Raw genomic sequence first — 18,222 nt, 5'->3', positions numbered from 1 at the left:
TGTAGAGCTGATTTTTCTACATCACCTTTGAAAATTATGAGCACTTTCCTTTAAATATTTTCAGATTATGGCACTTTTTTTATCTTAATAGTAATAGTTCGTTCTTCTCTAGAGAATGTATCTTCAAATTCAACCTTTATTCCAACTATGCTTTTTACTACACTTTTGAAGGTTAATAGTAACCCATTCAAATTAGTTCCATCTTTAATTATTAATTGTGGAGTTAATAGGGGATTAGCAGCCAAAAGTATTTCTTCTGTAAAATAAATTTCTTTATTTAGGTCTAAATCAAAAAACTTAATATTAATTTTAATTTCTTTTCCCATATTACATCTCCATTTCCTATTAATTATCAAGGAAAGGAACTAATAAGACAAATAAAATTTTCCAGATAAAGAAATCAAGTAGACAATCTCTTTGATTATTTACAAAATCCCTCCAAGTTTTTTGCAATTCTGTCTTTCATGAAACTGTCCAGTTAGTGACGCATTCAGGATTGTCTTTGTTTATTACAGAAAGCACCTATCTTTCTCACAGACTAACTCACAAAAATACTGCCATTTGGACAAGTGCCGTTCAAAAAAATTACATAAGTGAATAGACTATAGTGTGATGTGGAAGTCACAAGTCATTTTTTCAATTTTCTCCAAACCCCTTATAGGGTAAGGTGTGCCAAAAGGTACACCTTCTTTTGCTCTTAGGAGAAGTCAAAAAAAGAACTCTACTGGCATCTATAGAGTTCAAATTTGATTCTTCATTAAAAGGAAAGCTTAAGACTAAATAGTCTCAATATATTATTCAATAAGTTTTGCTTTCGATACTTGTTCTAAAAAACTTCGTAAAAGTCTGGTCAAGCTTCTCCTAACTCTTAGTTACTGGGTATACCTCTTTTACTTATATAGGAGACAACCCCACCAAGGTTGTCTCCGAATACAATTGAGTGATGGAATCATTATATAATATGTTTAATAAGAGACATTGCTAATTTTAAATTCATCTATTTATGTGTCAAAATAAGGACATGCCGCATAGGATGTTATTAAGTCATTTATCTGTACCAAACCTCCAGCATAGATCATTATGAGTGCATTACGCACTCTTTGTTTGGTTTAATAAATCCACTTAGAAACGATATATATGGACACTCTTACCTAAGGATTAAATAATAAATACAGGTGCACCAGGACCACGGTACACCTTTAAGGAGGTTTTTATAAGTAAGATGGTTTCGGTTATTCACCTAATATATAATATTATCCCTTGTCCATTATAGATACGGCACTTGTCCAATCCATGGTAATTTTTATTTTGAAGCATGCTCTTTACGCAAATATGCCTAGTTTTTCAACGCATTTTGTTGTTTGTTTGTACTCCTATCTGGACCAAAAGAAAAATCCCATTTTTTCCAGAAAGTATAGACTGTGAATATATTTTAACCACTTAAATTTAGTTCTATTTATTGTTAACCTTTTTATGTTAATATTTTTATTTCATTATATAACGATCTTTCCTTAATCCACTTCTTTTGATTTCTGAATTAAAAGTAATATGTATTTGTGCTTTAGCATAACCATCATCCCATGTGTCCTTGTATTTCTTAAAATGCTTATAATCTTGTTCTCTCAGCAGTTCTCCTAATCCAAAAACATCTGCATTAAATTCCTCTTTTGTTTTATGAAAAAATTCTTTTATTTCTGTTTCCATCTTTTTATTAATAGATTCCTCTAATCCCTCAAATGCATAAGGATTCTTGAAATCTTGAACACATTCCGTTCCATCTAAAGTACCTTCCGTTTTAATTTTAATATAAAAATGGGGAATTCCATTTAACTCTTTGGCAGTAACTTTTGTTTTTGAATTAGTAATACTATATCCAAATTTTCCTTTGGTACAATTAGAAGTTATTTCTGTGCTTTTAATTTTATTTTGTACGAAAAGCATATCGCGAACTTCATTCATTGAGGCATATCCTGCAAGTTTCCCAAGTTTAAGAACCGCCATGGAATGAAGGTCTATTTCACTTTCTGGATCCTCACTTTTCAAATTTTCAATATTTCCACCTTTTTTTGGATCACCCACTAACTTTATAGCAGGCAGTACTGGTGCTTGGCCATATGAGATGTAAATACGAGTATAATCATTTAACCTAATATCTGGAGCTCCTCCCCACTCTTTTTGCATCGTATTTAATTGAGTAAAGAGTTTTAGTGAAGGACTTTTTTTGTACATATTGTTTACTTTCAGGATATCACCAGCATCGGAACCTCTTGCAACTACAATGGCAAAATCATCTCTTATTTCTCTGTTACGATCGAAAAAATCCATGAACTCTAACAATCCATCCTCCACTATTTCCTCACTAATAACTAACACTCTTGTATGGGAATAAACAGGATGGGTAGCATTCATAATATTAAATTTAGAAGTCAGTTCTCCAATATTATTACCTTCTAACGAAGAAACAGTTGATGGGGCTAAACCTGCTGCTGTTTGGTAACTCATTTCTCTTGCTTCCGTAGTTTCAATAGTTAATTTATACTTAAACGTTTCTCCTTTATCTACAGCCATTCCCGTAACAATAGAAACGTCTCCTAATTCTCTTCGATCCCAACACCCAGTCAAAAAAATAAGCAAGAATAGACATGATAAACCTTTTAACAATTTCATATCTATAACACCTCATAATAAGTATATAGTTATTTTGCAGTAAGTTTGGTTATAATATCCTGCTTAGAATAAAAAAAGATACCTTTAGGTATCTTTTTTTATTCTATGTTATTCTTTAAAGTGATAAGGTACTGTAGAAACGATGACATTTCTTTTGTAAAGTAAAAAGGTTCTAATTAATAAGCTAGACTGGTTATGCAAAATATTATGCCATCCTTTTCGTAGTACAAACTGCGGTATAACTACTGTTACCCGATAATCTGACTCTCCTGCCTTATGTTCCACCGTATCTATAAATTTAGTTAAAGGCTGGATAATACTTCGATATTGGGAATGTAAGGTAACAAGGCGAACATCGGGTTGCCATTCATTCCACTTCTCTTCAAATCTTCTCTCATCCTCCCGGCTAAATGCAACATAAACAGCAATTAATTTATCAGGATTCAAAGATTTTGCATAGGCAAGTGAATTATTCACAACACGAGTAATGCCTGCAACAGGTACAACAATAACATTACCTGATATTTCTTCCACTTCAGCTAAGTCAGTAATTCGCAATTGTTCTCCTACAGAATCATAGTGTTTTTTTATCTTATAAAACAAATACACAATAACCGGAACGAATATCAATACTGGCCAAACTTGAGAGAACTTTGTAAGGAAAAACATCATGGTCACTATTAAGCAAATAATAGCACCAAGGGTATTAATAATAAGTTTTCCTTTCCAACCTTCTGGCTTTTCTCGCAACCATTTAAGTACCATCCCTGTTTGAGATAACGTAAATGGAATAAATACTCCTACCGCATACAAAGGAATGAGGGACTCTGTTTTTCCTTCAAATACAATAATCAGGATAATGGAAAAGAAAGCTAAAAACAAAATACCATTTGAATAACCTAAACGATCTCCTCTAATGGTAAACATCCTTGGAATAAACTTATCTTTTGCTAAGTTCACTGCTAATAACGGGAATGCCGTATACCCTGTATTAGCTGCTAAAATAAGAATTAGTGCCGTTGTCCCTTGAACAAAATAATACATTCCGTTTCTACCGAATATTTCTTCGGCAATTTGGGAGACCACTGTTACATCTTCACGTGGAGAAACGCCATAGAAATAAGCTAGAGAAACAATTCCAGTAAATAAAATGGCTAGTAAAACACCCATCGCTATTAAAGTTTTAGCAGCATTATTAGGTGCCGGTTCTTTAAAATTAGGTATGGCGTTCGAAATTGCTTCTACCCCTGTTAACGCCGAACTACCAGAAGCAAATGCTCTTAGGAGCAGGAATAAAGTTACGCCTTGAATAGGAGTACCAATTGGAGAATGTAATTGCTCTGGCACTTTTCCAGTAACAACATTAAATAATCCTACCCCAATCATAATGAATAGAGCTAAAACAAATAAGTAAACAGGATACGCTAAAACAGAAGCAGATTCAGTGACACCCCTCAAGTTTAATATCGTTAAAACTATCACAAAAAATACAGAAATTAAGATGTTGTATGAGTGCAGCCCTGGAAAAGCTGAAGTAATAGCATCTGTTCCAGCCGAGACACTTACAGCAACTGTTAAAATATAATCTACTAACAAAGAACTACCAGCAACCAATCCTACATTAGTACCTAAATTATTTTTTGATACTACGTATGCCCCTCCACCATGTGGATAAGCAAAAATGATTTGACGGTAAGATAATATTAAAGCAGTTAGTAAAACTAGTACTCCCACAGCAATGGGCAAAGAATACCAATAGGCTGCCGTACCTAACGTTACTAATACTAATAATATCTGTTCCGGTCCATAAGCCACGGAAGATAAAGCATCGGATGAGAGGATGGCTAATGCCTTTTTTTTATTGATTCTTTGTTCTCCTAATGCATTCGATTTTAACGGTCTTCCAATTAATAATCTCTTTAACGAAATCATGTTACACCTCTATAGTATGTATTCACTTTTTATGTTCCCCTAAACAAATAAATAAACTCGCAACGAAACTCATATATCATACTACTGCATTTATCATGCTGTAAATAAACATTTTTATTTATATAGTATTGTTTTTAAATACCTGCTATTTTTGAAAATCAAAAGCTAATAAAAGATTCCCTTATGAATATTTGAAGTTTTTAACAATACGGTGTAAACTTCATTTATTCTTGTATAAAGTTGGAGGATATTGTGAGAAGAAATAATATAGCTGACCGTATTGGTATTGGAAAGTTACTTAAATTTAATCCTGCTCAAATACTATCGATTGGTTTTCTAATACTCATTTTTATTGGTACGCTTCTACTTATGTTACCAATTTCAACAAATGATGGTCATGAACTTTCCTTTATCGATGCTATATTTGAAGCAACTTCTGCTGTTTGTGTTACTGGGTTAGTTGTAGTAGATACCGGTACTACCTTTACAGTCTTTGGTCAATGTGTACTTTTATTCCTAATCCAAACTGGTGGTTTGGGATTTATGACAATCGGTGTTGTCATTGCCATATTCCTTGGTAAAAACATTGGATTAAAAGGAAGATTGATAATTCAAGAATCGTTAAATCAGCTTTCACTAGAAGGTATGGTACGACTAGTAAAATTCATCCTCCTTTTTACCTTACTATTCGAGGCAATTGGTGCTATGTTTTTGGCTATTCGTTGGTCTCCTGACTTTGGTTTCCCAACTTCTATCTATTATGGTATATTTCACTCTATTTCGGCATTTAATAACGCAGGGTTTGATATAATGGGAGATTATCGTAGTATCACTGGCTATGCTGGAGACTTTACTGTAGTTTTTATTCTAACTTCTTTATTACTCATTGGAGGACTTGGTTACACGGTTATATTAGATATTTGGAAAAATAGGTTTTCAGGAAAGCTCTCTTTACATTCAAAATTAGTCTTATGGATCACAGCTTTCCTTATCGTTCTTCCCACTATTCTTATATTTGTATTAGAATTCAAAAATCCTGGGACATTGGGTCCCTTATCTCTAAAAGATAAAATTTTAGGAGCTTATTTTCATGCAGTAGTCCCAAGAACTGCCGGATTCAACAGTTTAAATATGCCTGAATTAACACTGAGCACTCAATTTGTTACGATGATTTTAATGTTTATTGGTGGAGGTTCTGGTGGAACTGCTGGAGGAATTAAAGTGACAACATTTATCATAATTCTTCTCGCCGTCTGGAACTTAATCCGAGGAAATGATGATATAAACATAATGGAAAGACGTATTCCCAAAGATTTAGTATATAGAGCATTTGCCATAACAGTATATTCTATAGGTATTGTTACATTTATTTCGTTTATTTTAACGATTACAGAAGATGCACCACTAAACGCAATTTTATTTGAAGTTATTTCGGCTTTTGCTACGGTAGGCATGTCATTAGGAATAACCCCTGATTTAAGTCCAGTTGGCAAAATTGTTATTTCCCTTCTAATGTTTATAGGACGAGTTGGACCATTGACAATAGCCTTTGCATTAGCCAAAAAACATAACAAATTACCTTATAAATACGCAGAAGAAAAAATTATGATTGGTTAAAATTTCATACTATATAACTCTTATAATAATCCTCCTCCTAAGGAGGATTATTATATTTTGTGAAAAACTGTACTTAAATAAATCTGCCATTTTTCCTTCATAAGTTCATGTTCGTCTATTTACAGGAATGCTGCCATGATAGTTCAATAACAAGCATTATCAAGTAAAATAACAACGGCTTTTACAATAGTAATAACAACTTGAATATAAGGAGTAATTTTAGGTGAGAATACCATTGTTTATAATGTAGCTAGTATATTTTCGGAGGTTTTATATGAAAGGGAAATGGAAAATGTATTTATTATTGGTATTACCTTGGTTATCTATAAGATATCTTGGAAAAAACTCCTTACTTCGCTTCCTGCCCACTATTATTTTTAGTGACTTGGTTATTGCACTAATAAGTGAGCTTTCCCAAAATTTAAAATGGTGGAAAGTAAGAAAACCTATATTTCCAAAATTAGCAACAGATGTCTCTTTTGTTTTTGGACCTTTTACGATTCTAAACTTTTGGATTTTCAAATTAACCTATAAAAGATTTTGGATATATTTAATTACTAACGTTTTTGCTGATTATTTATTTGCTTATCCGTTAACTACATTAGCAGAGAAGCTTGGAGTATATAAATTGGTAAGAATGAGCCGAAAGCAACTTTTCTTACTAAGCATTGCAGTAGCAATACTTAACTACTTGTATCAATCATTATTTGTTGAACCTTCAAGAAGGAATAATAATGAAAGTAAATGAGAATATTTATTTATATATACTATACCAAAGAACCCTAGTTTAATTGTTGTTCAAACCAGGGTTCTTTTATTGCCTCATCTATACAAAGGATTCAAATCTTGTTAACTTAACCTGCCAGGTGAGCTTCATAAATAGGTGCAAATCGTTTTTTATCTTATTTCTAACAGTGTATAAAATCCCCTTAGATTTATAAACTAAAGTATAGAAATCCTTATGGAGGTATTCCCATGCGTTCTAATGAACAATTTATGATTATGGTACTCTTTTCTATTTTAAGTATTGTTGCAACTACTATTTATAGCAGTGTAATCATTTCTCAAAACAGAAAATTAATTTCCAAATTACGCCAAAAAACCTCATTCATATAGAATTAGTTATATTTATCAGAGCAATTATAAATTATGCTAATACACAAAATAGAAGAGTCTAACATACGTTAGACTCTTCTTTGTCAGCAAGCACAATTAAATGCTCGACTATATTATGTGCATATATAACAAAACTTATTTTATAAGGTTACAAAGAGTCTTAAGGCATTATTAGATTTTGCTTCAATCATCATTGTGTGAATAAATGTACTTAAACAAAACTGCCATGATTGTTACATAAGCAATACTCTTTTCTTTTATCATGGAAGACTATCATGTTTTTTTACCAAAAATAGCAGCCTAATTAATGGCTGCTAATGGGTACAAAACTATTTATGATTAATAAAACGTTCTCTCGTATTAAAGAGTTAGACTTAATCTATTTGTCTAAAATGGTAAGTATCCCTAAGTATATCTAATTTATGATTATTTATAATAACTGTTTTGTTATCTTTCCATTCTATTATTGCTTTATCCTGTGGGTAATCCCAATAAATATTTTTAGTCTTTTTATCCTCTTTATTAAAGATTAATTCCCCTCTTACTGCATAACCTGTAGTAGCTCCCCCACTTGAAAGATAAGCTTTTATAGTATATTCCCCATTAGGAGATTCAACCTCTGATAGAAAGTCTCCCTTAGGTAGATTATTCATATTAACGGACCACCGGTAAATGCCGTAAGCTAGCAGTATTATTATAAGTATTATGGAAAGCAGTAAACTTATAATTAATTTTCTCTTTTTCAATAGTATCCTCCTAATTATAGTAAAACATCATTAATGACCTTTTCCCTTGCTTTAAAAAAGCCTATCTTTTCTAAATAAATAGCACTACCGATCTTATTTTAATACCATTTTCTAACTCGATAAGATGGTTGGTACATAAATTATAAGCAGTTATTTTAGGTGACATTGTGAATAAATGTACTTAAACAAAACTGCCCTGTTTGCGACACAAGAAAGTTTATCTTCATTTAATAAGATATGCCGACATTTTATTAACTATAAATAAAAAATCTACCACTTGGCAGCTTTAAGAATATAATACGAAATAATAGAATATAATGGAATATCAATAATGGGATGTTTTTGTGAGTAAAGTGATAATTCTGTGAATAATTTTCTTATGATATTTTTTAATATTTATTGGTAGTAAATTTTACTTATTAGCAAAATCGAGACTGTTCATAGCAAAAAAAAACGACTCACCATTAGGTGAATCGTCCCTTCCTGCTATTCAAGGAATTTCTGCATATCCTCATCTAAATATACCCAGCCTTTCCAGCCGATATGAATTGTGTCACGCATAAAATAAGGCTCGTATTCATAGTCAGAGTAATCGGCGTAAGTAAATCCGCTATCATTTATTTGTGTCTTTATACGAGTGTAATAGTCTTGCCGGCCTTTTTCGGGAAAGCCTGTGTAATCATAGTAAGCGCCATTAACCGGGATAATGACAAAAAGCGGTTCGGCGCCAGATTGCTTGAGTATATCAAGCATCAGCTGGAAATCATCGTATTCTGGTGATTCTGCATAGGAACGGCCTTTATTCTTTCCTTTCATTTCCTTGATGGAGTGCTTCTTATGATTATATACTTTGTCATCAATATAAAATTCGGACTGCTGTGTTCGTTCTTCTCCATAAGAATCAGCTTGTGTTTGCAATTCTTCCCATGTCTTATCCTTAACTTCAGCTGATTGATGCCTATTAGTGGTTGAATCATTCAGAAGTGTGAAGTACAAATCCTTTTTCTTCAGTACGGAAAGATAGGTCTTTGCAGGAACTGATAAAATATTAAACTTAATCTTTTTATCATTCAGATAAGCGTCATAAAGCTGATAAAGAATGGTATCATTCTTGACTGCATTATACGTCATCAGGCGTTGCATCAATTTTCGTTTCACCTGCTCGTCCACTTCCTTATTGAAAGGAAGCTCGTATGCTTGCAGAGAGGAATAGTTTGGTGCAAAATGCTGCTCGTCTGTACCATGCTTTACAAACCATTGCGGTGATACGATGATGACCATTTGCTTGTTCTTCAATCGAGCGGCATGGGTTGCAAAGTTTAAGTCGTGAATAATAGAGGTCATTCCGCCTTTTCCTACTAAATAAGGTGTGAAGGGAGCTGCGTTCGTTTCAAAATAATTTGATGGATGGAATGGATCCCAGCGCGATAATTCTGAAGAACCATAAATCGGAACATACTTTGAATGTTTGAGCATTTCACTTTGTAAATAGGTTCCTTGAAACATATTTGGCTCCAGACTGATAGCCGATTCCTCCAAGCGATCAGCAGGAACTAACTTAGCCAGCCATGATACGGGTACGAATACAACCCCGGCAAACAGGACCAATGCAAGAATGATTGGTCCAAACAAATACTTTTTCTTCATTATTTCAACTCATTCAGACGGTCAACGATAGCATTTGGTGTATTCCATGTATCTCGGTCGAACTCCGTAATTGGTACATTAATATCAAGCTGATCCTGGAATTTAACTAGTAATTCTACTGTTCCAAAAGAATCAATTAGTCCTGAATCGAATAAATCCAAATCAAGCTCTTCTTTCACAACATCATCTTGACAAACTTCTGCAATAACTTGTAGTACTTCTTCTTTAAAATTCATTTATATATCCCCTTTTATTGAAATGGTTTGCCGGAAAACAGATAAAAACCGAAGCAAACGACATGGAAAGTGATGATGATAGACACCATTGTCATTGCTTTTCCTGTTGGCCAGCGTTTATGTTTTTTATTCCAAGTCTCGAAGAAATTAAATCCGGTCATCATCATGGCATGATATGCTCCATAAATGATGTACTGAATTTCTAATCCATGCCATGCTCCCATCAGCAGGAACAGCAGGATATAACCTAAATTCGAAACGAGCATTTTGTTTTGTATCCATTTTTTCTTCCTTATGAGGAAGACAAAGCGCATGAACACATAATCACGGAACCAGAACGACAGTGACATATGCCATCGGTTCCAGAAATCCTTGATGTTGCGGCTGATAAATGGTTTATTAAAGTTCTCCGGTGACCGGATACCCATTATATAACTGACTCCGACTGCAAATGCCGTATAGCCGGCAAAGTCGAAGAATAGGTACAAGCTATAGCTGTACATGTACAACAGGTGATATGAAAACTTACCATCTGCAATATAATCTAGATTCATAATGAAGTACGTATTAATGCAATAGCCGATTATAAATTTATACAAAAACCCAAGGAAGATTTTGTTGATCCCTTTATATAGCAGCTCTTTGTACTCCTCCGGTTTCCAGCGCTTTTCTTCATCCTTCTGGAATCTGCGGAAGCGGTCAATAGGACCCGAGGAAATTGTCGGGTAAAACAGCATAAAATTAACAAGCTTAAAAATCGAGAGCTGCTGCTTAATCAAACCATCTCTTGTTTCAATAATAATTTGGACAGCTCGGAATGTCAGATAAGAGATACCTAGAAAACTAGCCCAATTATCCACTGCCAAAATCGGTAAAATCTTGGATAAAATTAATGGCAGGATGGATAGAAAACTTATTACATAGAATACGAGGCTGCTATTCTTTGTCTGTCGATACGAAATATAGCCTTTGACCAATATAACTTGAAGGATGGTGAAGACTACTAATGAGAAAAAGCCCGCGTTCCCTCCTGAAAATATAATAGCCAATACAACAATTGAGACAAAAACATTATAATAACGCAGGCGCTTGCCCATTATGCCGAGTATCATTGTCGGCAGAAGCAAGATACCTAGAATAATAAAGAAAAGGAACGAGCTATACGGGGTCATGCGAATACCTCTTCCTTCATTTTCTTGCGGTCTGCTTTTCCATTTATCGTCATTGGAATAGAAGTATGATACGAGAACTTACGCGGAATCATATATGCTGGCAAGCGCAGAGCAAGATCTTTGCGAATTGCAGCTGTCAGTTTGTATTCCTTATCAAAATCATGGTCCGCCGGCACAACTGCCGCAATCAAGTATTCAATTTCTTCGTTTGGTGCATAAGGAATAATAATCGCAGCCTTAATAAAATCAGACAGATTAAGGTGGAACTCAATCTCTTCCAGCTCCATCCGGTAGCCATGAAGCTTGATCTGAAAATCCATTCTGCCTTGGCAGTACACCAACCCGTCTTGAATAATGCCGGCATCTCCGGTACGATAGGCATTCATTCCGTTAATCATGCCGAATGCATTTTCTGTCAGTAGCGGCTCACCTAGATAGCCTTTTGACACACTTGGCCCAGCAAGAATAAGCTCCCCTTTTTCCCCTTCTGGCAACGGATTATCCAATTCATCCACAACGAAAATACGCATATCAGATTTTGGGTAGCCAACTGGCAGAGCCTTCTCTTTCGCAAGCAATTCTTCTGTAATCTCGATAGACGTCACAGCCACTGTTGCTTCTGTTGGCCCATAGGTATTAAAAATCCTTGCTTTTGGGAAACGTGCTTTCAGCTCCTTGGCCACAGCTAGCGGCAGTACTTCTCCACAGAAAAGAAATACTTCAAGCTCTGGAAGCATCTTGTCATTAAAATCTGGATTTGGAAAACACATTTGCACGAAGGATGGTGTCGATGTCCACACTTGCAAGGCAGAGCGGCTCAAGTTCTCAAACAAAAGCTTCGGCTTATTGCTTACATCTTTCTCTAGCGCATGAATGGAGCCTCCGCTCTGTAACGCTGGATAAAAGTCCATCACAGACAAATCGAATGAAAAAGGCGCCTGATTCAAGAATACTTTTCCTTCATCTAATGGAAAGTCACCTGTCATCCAATCGGTAAAAGATTGCAGATTTGCTGCAGTTATTTGAACACCTTTCGGATTTCCTGTACTGCCGGAAGTATAAATGGTGTAAAAAACTTCTTCAAGATGGACCCAGTACTCATCGCCAATAAGCTCTTCTTGTTCCAATTCCAGGTTTAGCATATGTAAAACTGCAACACTATCAAAATCCAGCTTGCTATCTGTTGTATTAATTACTAATCCAGCACCAGATTTTTCGACGATAAGACGCACCCGTTCCATTGGAATGGATGTATCTACCGGTATATAAGGGTATCCAGCCTGCACACAGGAAAGGAACGCTACCGGCATATCAGTTGCCATATGTCCATACACAACAATTGGCGTCTGCCGCTCGAGCTGAATGGCATGTAATAAGCTTGCTAGTCTCCTCGATTTGTCCCAAAGCATTCCATAGGTCAGCACCTGATCCTCTGTACGATATGCAATATGCTCCGGTTTTCTTTCCGCATGCTGTGCAATACGAGTTAAAAGTTTCATTTTATTATCTTCTCCATTTAGAAATCATTATAAATATAGTTGCCAGTATTGGCCGTATGGAAGCCGTACATCAAAAATAAGGTAACGAGGATAGCCAAATAAAAACAAGTATGTAAAGCAAACCGGACGCCAGTGTGCATATACAGCTGTTTAAGCTTATTCATCTTCTCTCTCCTTTCTTTTATTCAAATTTATAGCCGGTTCCAATAACAGTCCGGATATGATGTGATTCAAAGCTTAATTTAGCTCTTAGCTTTTTTATATGTGTATCCACAACTCGACTATCACCATCGAAGTCAAATCCCCATACGTGATTCAAAATTGTTTCCCGTGAAAGGACATTATTTTTATGCTGAAGCAAGAACACCAATAATTCATATTCTTTTGGCGTCAATTCGACCTGTTGGCCCCCGAGCTGAAGCTGATGGGACTTCGTATTAACGATTGCTTCACCGAAGCTTAGCATATGACCAGTCGGCAAGTAATGTTCGTTTGCCCGTTTCATTAAAGAATTAGCACGTGCTACTAATACTTTTGGGCTGAATGGCTTCGTAACATAATCATCGGCCCCAAGTTCAAAACCATGAATTTTATCATCGTCACTGGATTTCGCTGTCAGCAGAATAATCGGTACACCAGAACTCATTCGTACCTGCTTGGTGACAGCAAATCCATCCATTTGCGGCATCATGATATCGAGAATGACTAAATCCGGATAAATGGCATCAAACCAATCTATCGCACTGCTGCCATTATCCGTTTCATACACTTCCCAACCGTCCTTTTTGAAATAATCAGCTACAACTTCTCGAATTCTCACTTCATCCTCGACAAGCAATACTTTCTTCCCCATCGTGAATCTTCCTTCCAATTTATAGATATTAACAAGGTTATATGTCTTTCATGTGTCCTAATAAGAAATTATTACCATTATTTGAAATGAACATAGAAACGTACACCGTCTGGCATGTTTTCCGCACCATAATGAAATCCATGCAAGTTAAGTATTTGCTGGACAATCGCCAACCCTAAGCCTGTACCACCTGTCATTCGGCTTCGCGAAGATTCAGTCCTATAGAACCTTTTCCAAATATTATCCAGATGCTCACTTGGTATTTGCTGGCCTTTATTCTCAATTTTGAACACACAACCGCCATTTTCCTGATCCAATTCAATTCGAATCACAATAACAGAATTAGGCTCACTGTGCCGAACCGCATTAATAAGAAGATTTTGCATTACTCGTTCCATCCACTCATAATCCGCCAAAATATGCTGTTCATTCTTCGGCATGATTTCAATGACAACATTTTTCTCTTGCGCAATACAGAATAATTTAGAGGCCAATACCTCAATCATTTCACTAAGCAAAAAAGATGTTTTTCTTAGTTTAATCGCACCGTTCTCCAACTTAGCCAAATCGAGCATATCTTTAATAAGCACTTCCATCTTTTCTGACTCCTCAATGATCACTTCTACATAGTGGTCATGCTTATCCGGACTAACACCATCCTGCAGCCCCTCAGCGAAGCTTTTGACAATGCTGAGCGGCGTCTTCAGTTCATGGGACGCATGCTCGAAGAACTCGCGCTGCTCCTTTTCCATCTGCACACGTCTTTCCATATCACGCTTTAGCTTTCCATTAGCTTGTTTCAAGTCATTTAATGCAACATCTAAATTCTGTGCCATAACAAGCATATTGTTTGAAAGGCTCCCAAGCTCATCCTTCTGCTTAATCGGCTTCGCCGATGAGAAGTCTAGATGCACCATTTTTTTTGCCATTTCATTCAATTTAATCAATGGTCTGCTGACAAGACGGGAATAGAATAGCGACAACAAAATGATGAGAATAAAGCCAATAATGCCGATATATATATAAAATATTCGAAGTGCTTCATTGGTATCTTTAATTTCCTGAATAGATGTGACAGAGAACATAAATTGCATTTCTCCATCTTTCTTAATTGGCTCAATTAGTACTAAATTATGTTTTCCACTCCATGATTCCACCCAATCCAACTGCAGACTTTCCCCTTCAGTAAGCTGCTTTAACTGTTCCTCCTCAAGCGGGAACCATTCCAACAACGCATCATAGAGTATTCCTAGTCCTCTATTAATCATTCCACCCTTAGGCAGCGAAATGCTTTTTACCTTTCCTTCAATAGCCACTTCATTCTCGATTGGATCTTCCCCTGCACTTGACGAATTCTTTGTAATAACAGATGGATAAATGACCGTAGGAACCTTAGCATCTGGTTCTCCTCGAACAATCAATGTATCTCCCTCTTTGATATTCAATGCTTGTAACTGTTGTCCGTAAGACGAGACTAGTAAGGACAGCGATACTTCTACTACATTTCCATCTCCTGTTTCCAGCATAATATTAAACGGATCCTGAACTAACTGAAAACCTTCTTCGTCCACAATCGTCAACGGACTTTTGGACTTCCTCATGTAAGATAAAGTCTGTTTTGTCAGTTCCGCTTCGCTCCAGGAGTTTTCCTCATAACCTTCTGCTAATTGATGTATGCGATTTGCTGCTTCTTTCGTTTTATGATGCTGATAGAAACGATCAAATAATGACAATTGAAATATCATAATCATGGCGTAAAACACCAAAAAGAATAAAGCTGTTACAGCAAATAATTTAACGGTAATACCGCGTTTTCTCATGTTCTACTCCTTTATTTCATACGACTGTTTATTAATAACTTAAGCTATTCGTATGTTTTTTGTGTGTCCACAAACACCACTTCATATAGTAACCATCTTTTTGATGTTGTGGAACCTTTTTTTACTTGAGCATTTCCATCAGAAATGAAGGTATCATTGGCAAAATAGATGTATGATTTAGACAGCCTTGTTAACATCAACTACTTATTTAAAATAAAAAAACATCTAGTAATTAGATGCCTGCCTGCACTGATTAATGTCCTTACACAAAGTTAACCTTTTTCACATTTCTTCTACTAGATGCTTCAGTTAATTCCACAATAAAAGGAGCATTAATCTTTTCATCGATTAATGCTCACTAAACCTCTCTATTATATTATTAAAGGAATATTTTCGGTTTAGCTAACTAGACATAAGCCTAACAAATAACGATTAATGGATTTAAACACTTATATTGACTTAAAAATCCGTAGTTCTATCAAAACAACTATAGGTACATATTAATATGTTTGAATATTCAGTATTTTAAATAGATAAAAAAATGGCTCCGCAGGTAGGACTCGAACCTACGACCGATCGGTTAACAGCCGATTGCTCTACCACTGAGCTACTGCGGAACAAAAAAGTATGTATTATATGGTGGGCCTAAATGGACTCGAACCATCGACCTCACGCTTATCAGGCGTGCGCTCTAACCAGCTGAGCTATAGGCCCATATTGGAGCGGGTGATGAGAATCGAACTCACGACATCAGCTTGGAAGGCTGAGGTTTTACCATTAAACTACACCCGCATAATAGGTTGTAAAAAAGATTTAAGATGTGGCTAAACTGGTTCATTCGAACTGTTAAGCACCTGCCATAATATTATTATTGGCAGGAGTAGTAGGAATTGAACCCACACCGGAGGTTTTGGAGACCTCTGTTCTACCTTTAAACTATACTCCTAAATGGCGGTCCGGACGGGACTCGAACCCGCGACCTCCTGCGTGACAGGCAGGCATTCTAACCAACTGAACTACCGGACCAGATTGCGGGGACAGGATTTGAACCTGCGACCTTCGGGTTATGAGCCCGACGAGCTACCAGACTGCTCCACCCCGCGATAATATTATTTATTTAACTAATGGAGGAGGAAAGGGGATTCGAACCCCTGCGCGGTTTGACCCGCCTGTCGGTTTTCAAGACCGATCCCTTCAGCCGGACTTGGGTATTCCTCCGTATTGGTGGAGCCTAGCGGGATCGAACCGCTGACCTCCTGCGTGCAAGGCAGGCGCTCTCCCAGCTGAGCTAAGGCCCCGTTATTTTTGGGATATTAATGGTCGGGAAGACAGGATTCGAACCTGCGACCCCTTGGTCCCAAACCAAGTGCTCTACCAAGCTGAGCTACTTCCCGATATGGCGCGCCCGAAAGGAGTCGAACCCATAACCTTCTGATCCGTAGTCAGACGCTCTATCCAATTGAGCTACGGGCGCTAAATTTTCGAAAAACAATGGTGCCGAGGACCGGAATCGAACCGGTACGGTAGTCACCTACCGCAGGATTTTAAGTCCTGTGCGTCTGCCAGTTCCGCCACCCCGGCATTGTTTTTAAAAATTGGAGCGGAAGACGAGGTTCGAACTCGCGACCCCCACCTTGGCAAGGTGGTGTTCTACCACTGAACTACTTCCGCTTAGAGTATGAAATTAAATGGTGCGGGTGAAGGGAGTCGAACCCCCACGCCTTGCGGCGCTAGATCCTAAGTCTAGTGCGTCTGCCAATTCCGCCACACCCGCGTAAATGGTGAGTCATGCAGGATTCGAACCTGCGACCCTCTGATTAAAAGTCAGATGCTCTACCAACTGAGCTAATGACTCATCTCATTTTAAAAGATGGTGCCGACGAGAGGACTTGAACCCCCAACCTACTGATTACAAGTCAGTTGCTCTACCAATTGAGCTACATCGGCATTTATATGGTGGAGGATGACGGGATCGAACCGCCGACCCTCTGCTTGTAAGGCAGATGCTCTCCCAGCTGAGCTAATCCTCCGAATATTGGTGACCCATACGGGATTCGAACCCGTGTTACCGCCGTGAAAGGGCGGTGTCTTAACCGCTTGACCAATGGGCCAGTTTACCATTAATTCTAGTAGCCAATTAAACTTCTTATTTGGCGACAAAAGTTATTATATAAAAACTATATTATATTCGTCAACATATTTTTTATATTTTTTTAAATAAATTTATATAAGTGGCTAACCCTCCATGTGGATTAGACATTTTAAATTGGATCTTAGCCACCACTTTTACTGATATTAAGGTAACTCCCGCTTCATTAAAAACTTCACGCTACAAAAGTATTCGAACAAAAAGACCGGACAGAGCCGGTCATCAAAACTAGATTGATTTAGAACGCCCAATTCTTTGCTTAAACCCATTTGCTAGAGGCACGACGATGATACCGGCAATAACGAGCTGCATGATGTTACCTGGGATAGAGCCGAACGGCTGAATCCAGTTGCTATAAAGGATAACTTCTGTAAAATAGTAGCCGACAACTTTGATAATCAGGGCAACAGCCACTGCCAGTACGTGTACGTATACCTTTTTGCCAGGCATCTTTTCAGCAATAAGGCCAGCTACATATCCCATTGCACCAACGATAACAAATGTAAACGGAGCCCATAATGTCCAGCCTGAAACAATATCGAACAGAGCCATTCCGAAGGCTCCCACTATTGCGCCTGATTTTTTACCAAATACAAAGGCAGCAATCAAAAGCGGCACGTTACCTAAATGAATGAGGCCCCCGTTACCCATCAGTGGCAGCCTAATGTTGATAAACATAGTAGCTAGGAAAGTTAAGGTAATAAAAAGTGCATTAAGAACCAGAGTTCTCGTTTTATTATGTTCTGTCGTAAACATGTAAATCCCCCT

General features: G+C 36.8%; 14 protein-coding genes and 17 tRNA genes. 2 read left to right on the top strand and 29 right to left on the bottom strand.

Translation table 11 applies throughout. The features are described 5' to 3' along the window. Positions 1-65: 65 nt before the first annotated feature. The 3 genes from MKX82_RS22055 to MKX82_RS22045 all read right to left on the bottom strand — a co-directional run bounded on the left by MKX82_RS22055 (position 66) and on the right by MKX82_RS22045 (position 4,599). Positions 66-326, bottom strand: coding sequence for a hypothetical protein (locus MKX82_RS22055; protein WP_341080077.1), 261 nt, complete (start codon positions 324-326; stop codon positions 66-68). A 1,159-nt stretch (positions 327-1,485) separates the two neighbouring features. Next, entirely contained in the window at positions 1,486-2,667 is a 1,182-nt protein-coding gene (locus tag MKX82_RS22050; protein ID WP_341080075.1) for a Ger(x)C family spore germination protein, read from the bottom strand. A gap of 108 nt (positions 2,668-2,775) precedes the next feature. Further along, entirely contained in the window at positions 2,776-4,599 is a 1,824-nt protein-coding gene (locus MKX82_RS22045) for an APC family permease (protein ID WP_341080074.1), read from the bottom strand. Between the two features lie 252 nt (positions 4,600-4,851). Here MKX82_RS22045 and MKX82_RS22040 point away from each other — a divergent pair, with 252 nt between their 5' ends. Both MKX82_RS22040 and MKX82_RS22035 read left to right on the top strand, forming a co-directional pair. Then, a complete protein-coding gene (locus tag MKX82_RS22040; RefSeq protein ID WP_341080072.1) occupies positions 4,852-6,216 on the top strand; it encodes a TrkH family potassium uptake protein in 1,365 nt (454 codons plus the stop codon). Between the two features lie 274 nt (positions 6,217-6,490). Beyond that, positions 6,491-6,964, top strand: a complete 474-nt coding sequence (locus MKX82_RS22035) for a hypothetical protein (protein ID WP_341080070.1) — start codon at positions 6,491-6,493, stop codon at positions 6,962-6,964. Between the two features lie 742 nt (positions 6,965-7,706). On the opposite strand, the gene MKX82_RS22030 is transcribed toward MKX82_RS22035, so the two are convergent. The 26 genes from MKX82_RS22030 to MKX82_RS21905 form a co-directional block, all read right to left on the bottom strand. Beyond that, positions 7,707-8,078, bottom strand: coding sequence for a DUF5412 family protein (locus tag MKX82_RS22030; RefSeq protein ID WP_341080069.1), 372 nt, complete (start codon positions 8,076-8,078; stop codon positions 7,707-7,709). 486 nt (positions 8,079-8,564) lie between these two features. Continuing rightward, on the bottom strand, positions 8,565-9,725 hold the full coding sequence (dltD, locus tag MKX82_RS22025; RefSeq protein WP_341080067.1) for a D-alanyl-lipoteichoic acid biosynthesis protein DltD: 1,161 nt from the start codon (positions 9,723-9,725) through the stop codon (positions 8,565-8,567). Beyond that, positions 9,725-9,961: a D-alanine--poly(phosphoribitol) ligase subunit DltC gene (gene dltC, locus MKX82_RS22020; RefSeq protein WP_237943517.1), complete on the bottom strand. Its 237-nt coding sequence runs from the start codon at positions 9,959-9,961 to the stop codon at positions 9,725-9,727. Before dltC ends, dltD begins: the two co-directional genes overlap by 1 nt. Before the next feature lie 14 nt (positions 9,962-9,975). After that, complete coding sequence (gene dltB / locus MKX82_RS22015; RefSeq protein WP_341080065.1) at positions 9,976-11,133, bottom strand: D-alanyl-lipoteichoic acid biosynthesis protein DltB; 1,158 nt, start codon at positions 11,131-11,133, stop codon at positions 9,976-9,978. Then, positions 11,130-12,632 (bottom strand): D-alanine--poly(phosphoribitol) ligase subunit DltA, encoded by a 1,503-nt coding sequence (dltA, locus tag MKX82_RS22010; RefSeq protein ID WP_341080062.1) that lies wholly within the window; start codon positions 12,630-12,632, stop codon positions 11,130-11,132. Before dltA ends, dltB begins: the two co-directional genes overlap by 4 nt. Positions 12,633-12,649: 17 nt before the next feature. Then, entirely contained in the window at positions 12,650-12,796 is a 147-nt protein-coding gene (locus MKX82_RS22005) for a teichoic acid D-Ala incorporation-associated protein DltX (RefSeq protein WP_233318026.1), read from the bottom strand. A 17-nt stretch (positions 12,797-12,813) separates the two neighbouring features. After that, the gene (locus tag MKX82_RS22000) at positions 12,814-13,485 is read right to left on the bottom strand and encodes a response regulator transcription factor (RefSeq protein ID WP_233318029.1); all 672 of its coding nucleotides are present in this window, start codon (positions 13,483-13,485) and stop codon (positions 12,814-12,816) included. 77 nt (positions 13,486-13,562) lie between these two features. Then, positions 13,563-15,305, bottom strand: coding sequence for a sensor histidine kinase (locus tag MKX82_RS21995; RefSeq protein ID WP_233318032.1), 1,743 nt, complete (start codon positions 15,303-15,305; stop codon positions 13,563-13,565). A 542-nt stretch (positions 15,306-15,847) separates the two neighbouring features. Further along, positions 15,848-15,922, bottom strand: a tRNA-Asn gene (locus MKX82_RS21990). Positions 15,923-15,942: 20 nt separating this feature from the next. Beyond that, positions 15,943-16,019: transfer RNA gene (locus MKX82_RS21985), tRNA-Ile, on the bottom strand. 4 nt (positions 16,020-16,023) lie between these two features. Beyond that, positions 16,024-16,097 (bottom strand) — tRNA-Gly (locus MKX82_RS21980). A gap of 80 nt (positions 16,098-16,177) precedes the next feature. Beyond that, positions 16,178-16,251: transfer RNA gene (locus tag MKX82_RS21975), tRNA-Trp, on the bottom strand. Positions 16,252-16,254: 3 nt separating this feature from the next. Next, positions 16,255-16,331 (bottom strand) — tRNA-Asp (locus MKX82_RS21970). Between the two features lie 3 nt (positions 16,332-16,334). Next, positions 16,335-16,408: transfer RNA gene (locus MKX82_RS21965), tRNA-Met, on the bottom strand. Between the two features lie 22 nt (positions 16,409-16,430). Continuing rightward, positions 16,431-16,523 (bottom strand) — tRNA-Ser (locus MKX82_RS21960). Positions 16,524-16,527: 4 nt separating this feature from the next. Continuing rightward, positions 16,528-16,603: transfer RNA gene (locus tag MKX82_RS21955), tRNA-Ala, on the bottom strand. A gap of 19 nt (positions 16,604-16,622) precedes the next feature. Next, a tRNA-Pro gene (locus MKX82_RS21950) sits at positions 16,623-16,699 on the bottom strand. Positions 16,700-16,702: 3 nt separating this feature from the next. Then, positions 16,703-16,779 (bottom strand) — tRNA-Arg (locus MKX82_RS21945). Between the two features lie 18 nt (positions 16,780-16,797). Then, positions 16,798-16,886: transfer RNA gene (locus MKX82_RS21940), tRNA-Leu, on the bottom strand. A gap of 15 nt (positions 16,887-16,901) precedes the next feature. Continuing rightward, positions 16,902-16,976 (bottom strand) — tRNA-Gly (locus MKX82_RS21935). 18 nt (positions 16,977-16,994) lie between these two features. Next, positions 16,995-17,079, bottom strand: a tRNA-Leu gene (locus MKX82_RS21930). Between the two features lie 5 nt (positions 17,080-17,084). Continuing rightward, positions 17,085-17,160, bottom strand: a tRNA-Lys gene (locus tag MKX82_RS21925). Positions 17,161-17,176: 16 nt separating this feature from the next. Beyond that, positions 17,177-17,252: transfer RNA gene (locus MKX82_RS21920), tRNA-Thr, on the bottom strand. Between the two features lie 7 nt (positions 17,253-17,259). Beyond that, positions 17,260-17,335 (bottom strand) — tRNA-Val (locus MKX82_RS21915). Positions 17,336-17,341: 6 nt separating this feature from the next. Beyond that, a tRNA-Glu gene (locus MKX82_RS21910) sits at positions 17,342-17,416 on the bottom strand. Between the two features lie 266 nt (positions 17,417-17,682). Further along, on the bottom strand, positions 17,683-18,210 hold the full coding sequence (locus MKX82_RS21905; RefSeq protein WP_233318035.1) for an ECF transporter S component: 528 nt from the start codon (positions 18,208-18,210) through the stop codon (positions 17,683-17,685). Between the last annotated feature and the right edge of the window lie 12 nt (positions 18,211-18,222).

This window comes from Niallia sp. FSL R7-0271 (genome assembly GCF_038005785.1).
GTDB lineage: Bacteria > Bacillota > Bacilli > Bacillales > Cytobacillaceae > Niallia.
This window is presented reverse-complemented; position numbering and strand designations above follow the sequence as displayed.

Bases quoted from the DNA above. Each gene is read 5' to 3' on its own strand.
- MKX82_RS22055 (WP_341080077.1), bottom strand. From the start codon at position 326: ATGGGAAAAGAAATTAAAATTAATATTAAGTTTTTTGATTTAGACCTA.
- MKX82_RS22050 (WP_341080075.1), bottom strand. From the start codon at position 2,667: ATGAAATTGTTAAAAGGTTTATCATGTCTATTCTTGCTTATTTTTTTG.
- MKX82_RS22045 (WP_341080074.1), bottom strand. From the start codon at position 4,599: ATGATTTCGTTAAAGAGATTATTAATTGGAAGACCGTTAAAATCGAAT.
- MKX82_RS22035 (WP_341080070.1), top strand. From the start codon at position 6,491: ATGAAAGGGAAATGGAAAATGTATTTATTATTGGTATTACCTTGGTTA.
- dltD (WP_341080067.1), bottom strand. From the start codon at position 9,725: ATGAAGAAAAAGTATTTGTTTGGACCAATCATTCTTGCATTGGTCCTG.
- dltC (WP_237943517.1), bottom strand. From the start codon at position 9,961: ATGAATTTTAAAGAAGAAGTACTACAAGTTATTGCAGAAGTTTGTCAA.
- dltB (WP_341080065.1), bottom strand. From the start codon at position 11,133: ATGACCCCGTATAGCTCGTTCCTTTTCTTTATTATTCTAGGTATCTTG.
- dltA (WP_341080062.1), bottom strand. From the start codon at position 12,632: ATGAAACTTTTAACTCGTATTGCACAGCATGCGGAAAGAAAACCGGAG.
- MKX82_RS22005 (WP_233318026.1), bottom strand. From the start codon at position 12,796: ATGAATAAGCTTAAACAGCTGTATATGCACACTGGCGTCCGGTTTGCT.
- MKX82_RS22000 (WP_233318029.1), bottom strand. From the start codon at position 13,485: ATGGGGAAGAAAGTATTGCTTGTCGAGGATGAAGTGAGAATTCGAGAA.
- MKX82_RS21995 (WP_233318032.1), bottom strand. From the start codon at position 15,305: ATGAGAAAACGCGGTATTACCGTTAAATTATTTGCTGTAACAGCTTTA.
- MKX82_RS21905 (WP_233318035.1), bottom strand. From the start codon at position 18,210: ATGTTTACGACAGAACATAATAAAACGAGAACTCTGGTTCTTAATGCA.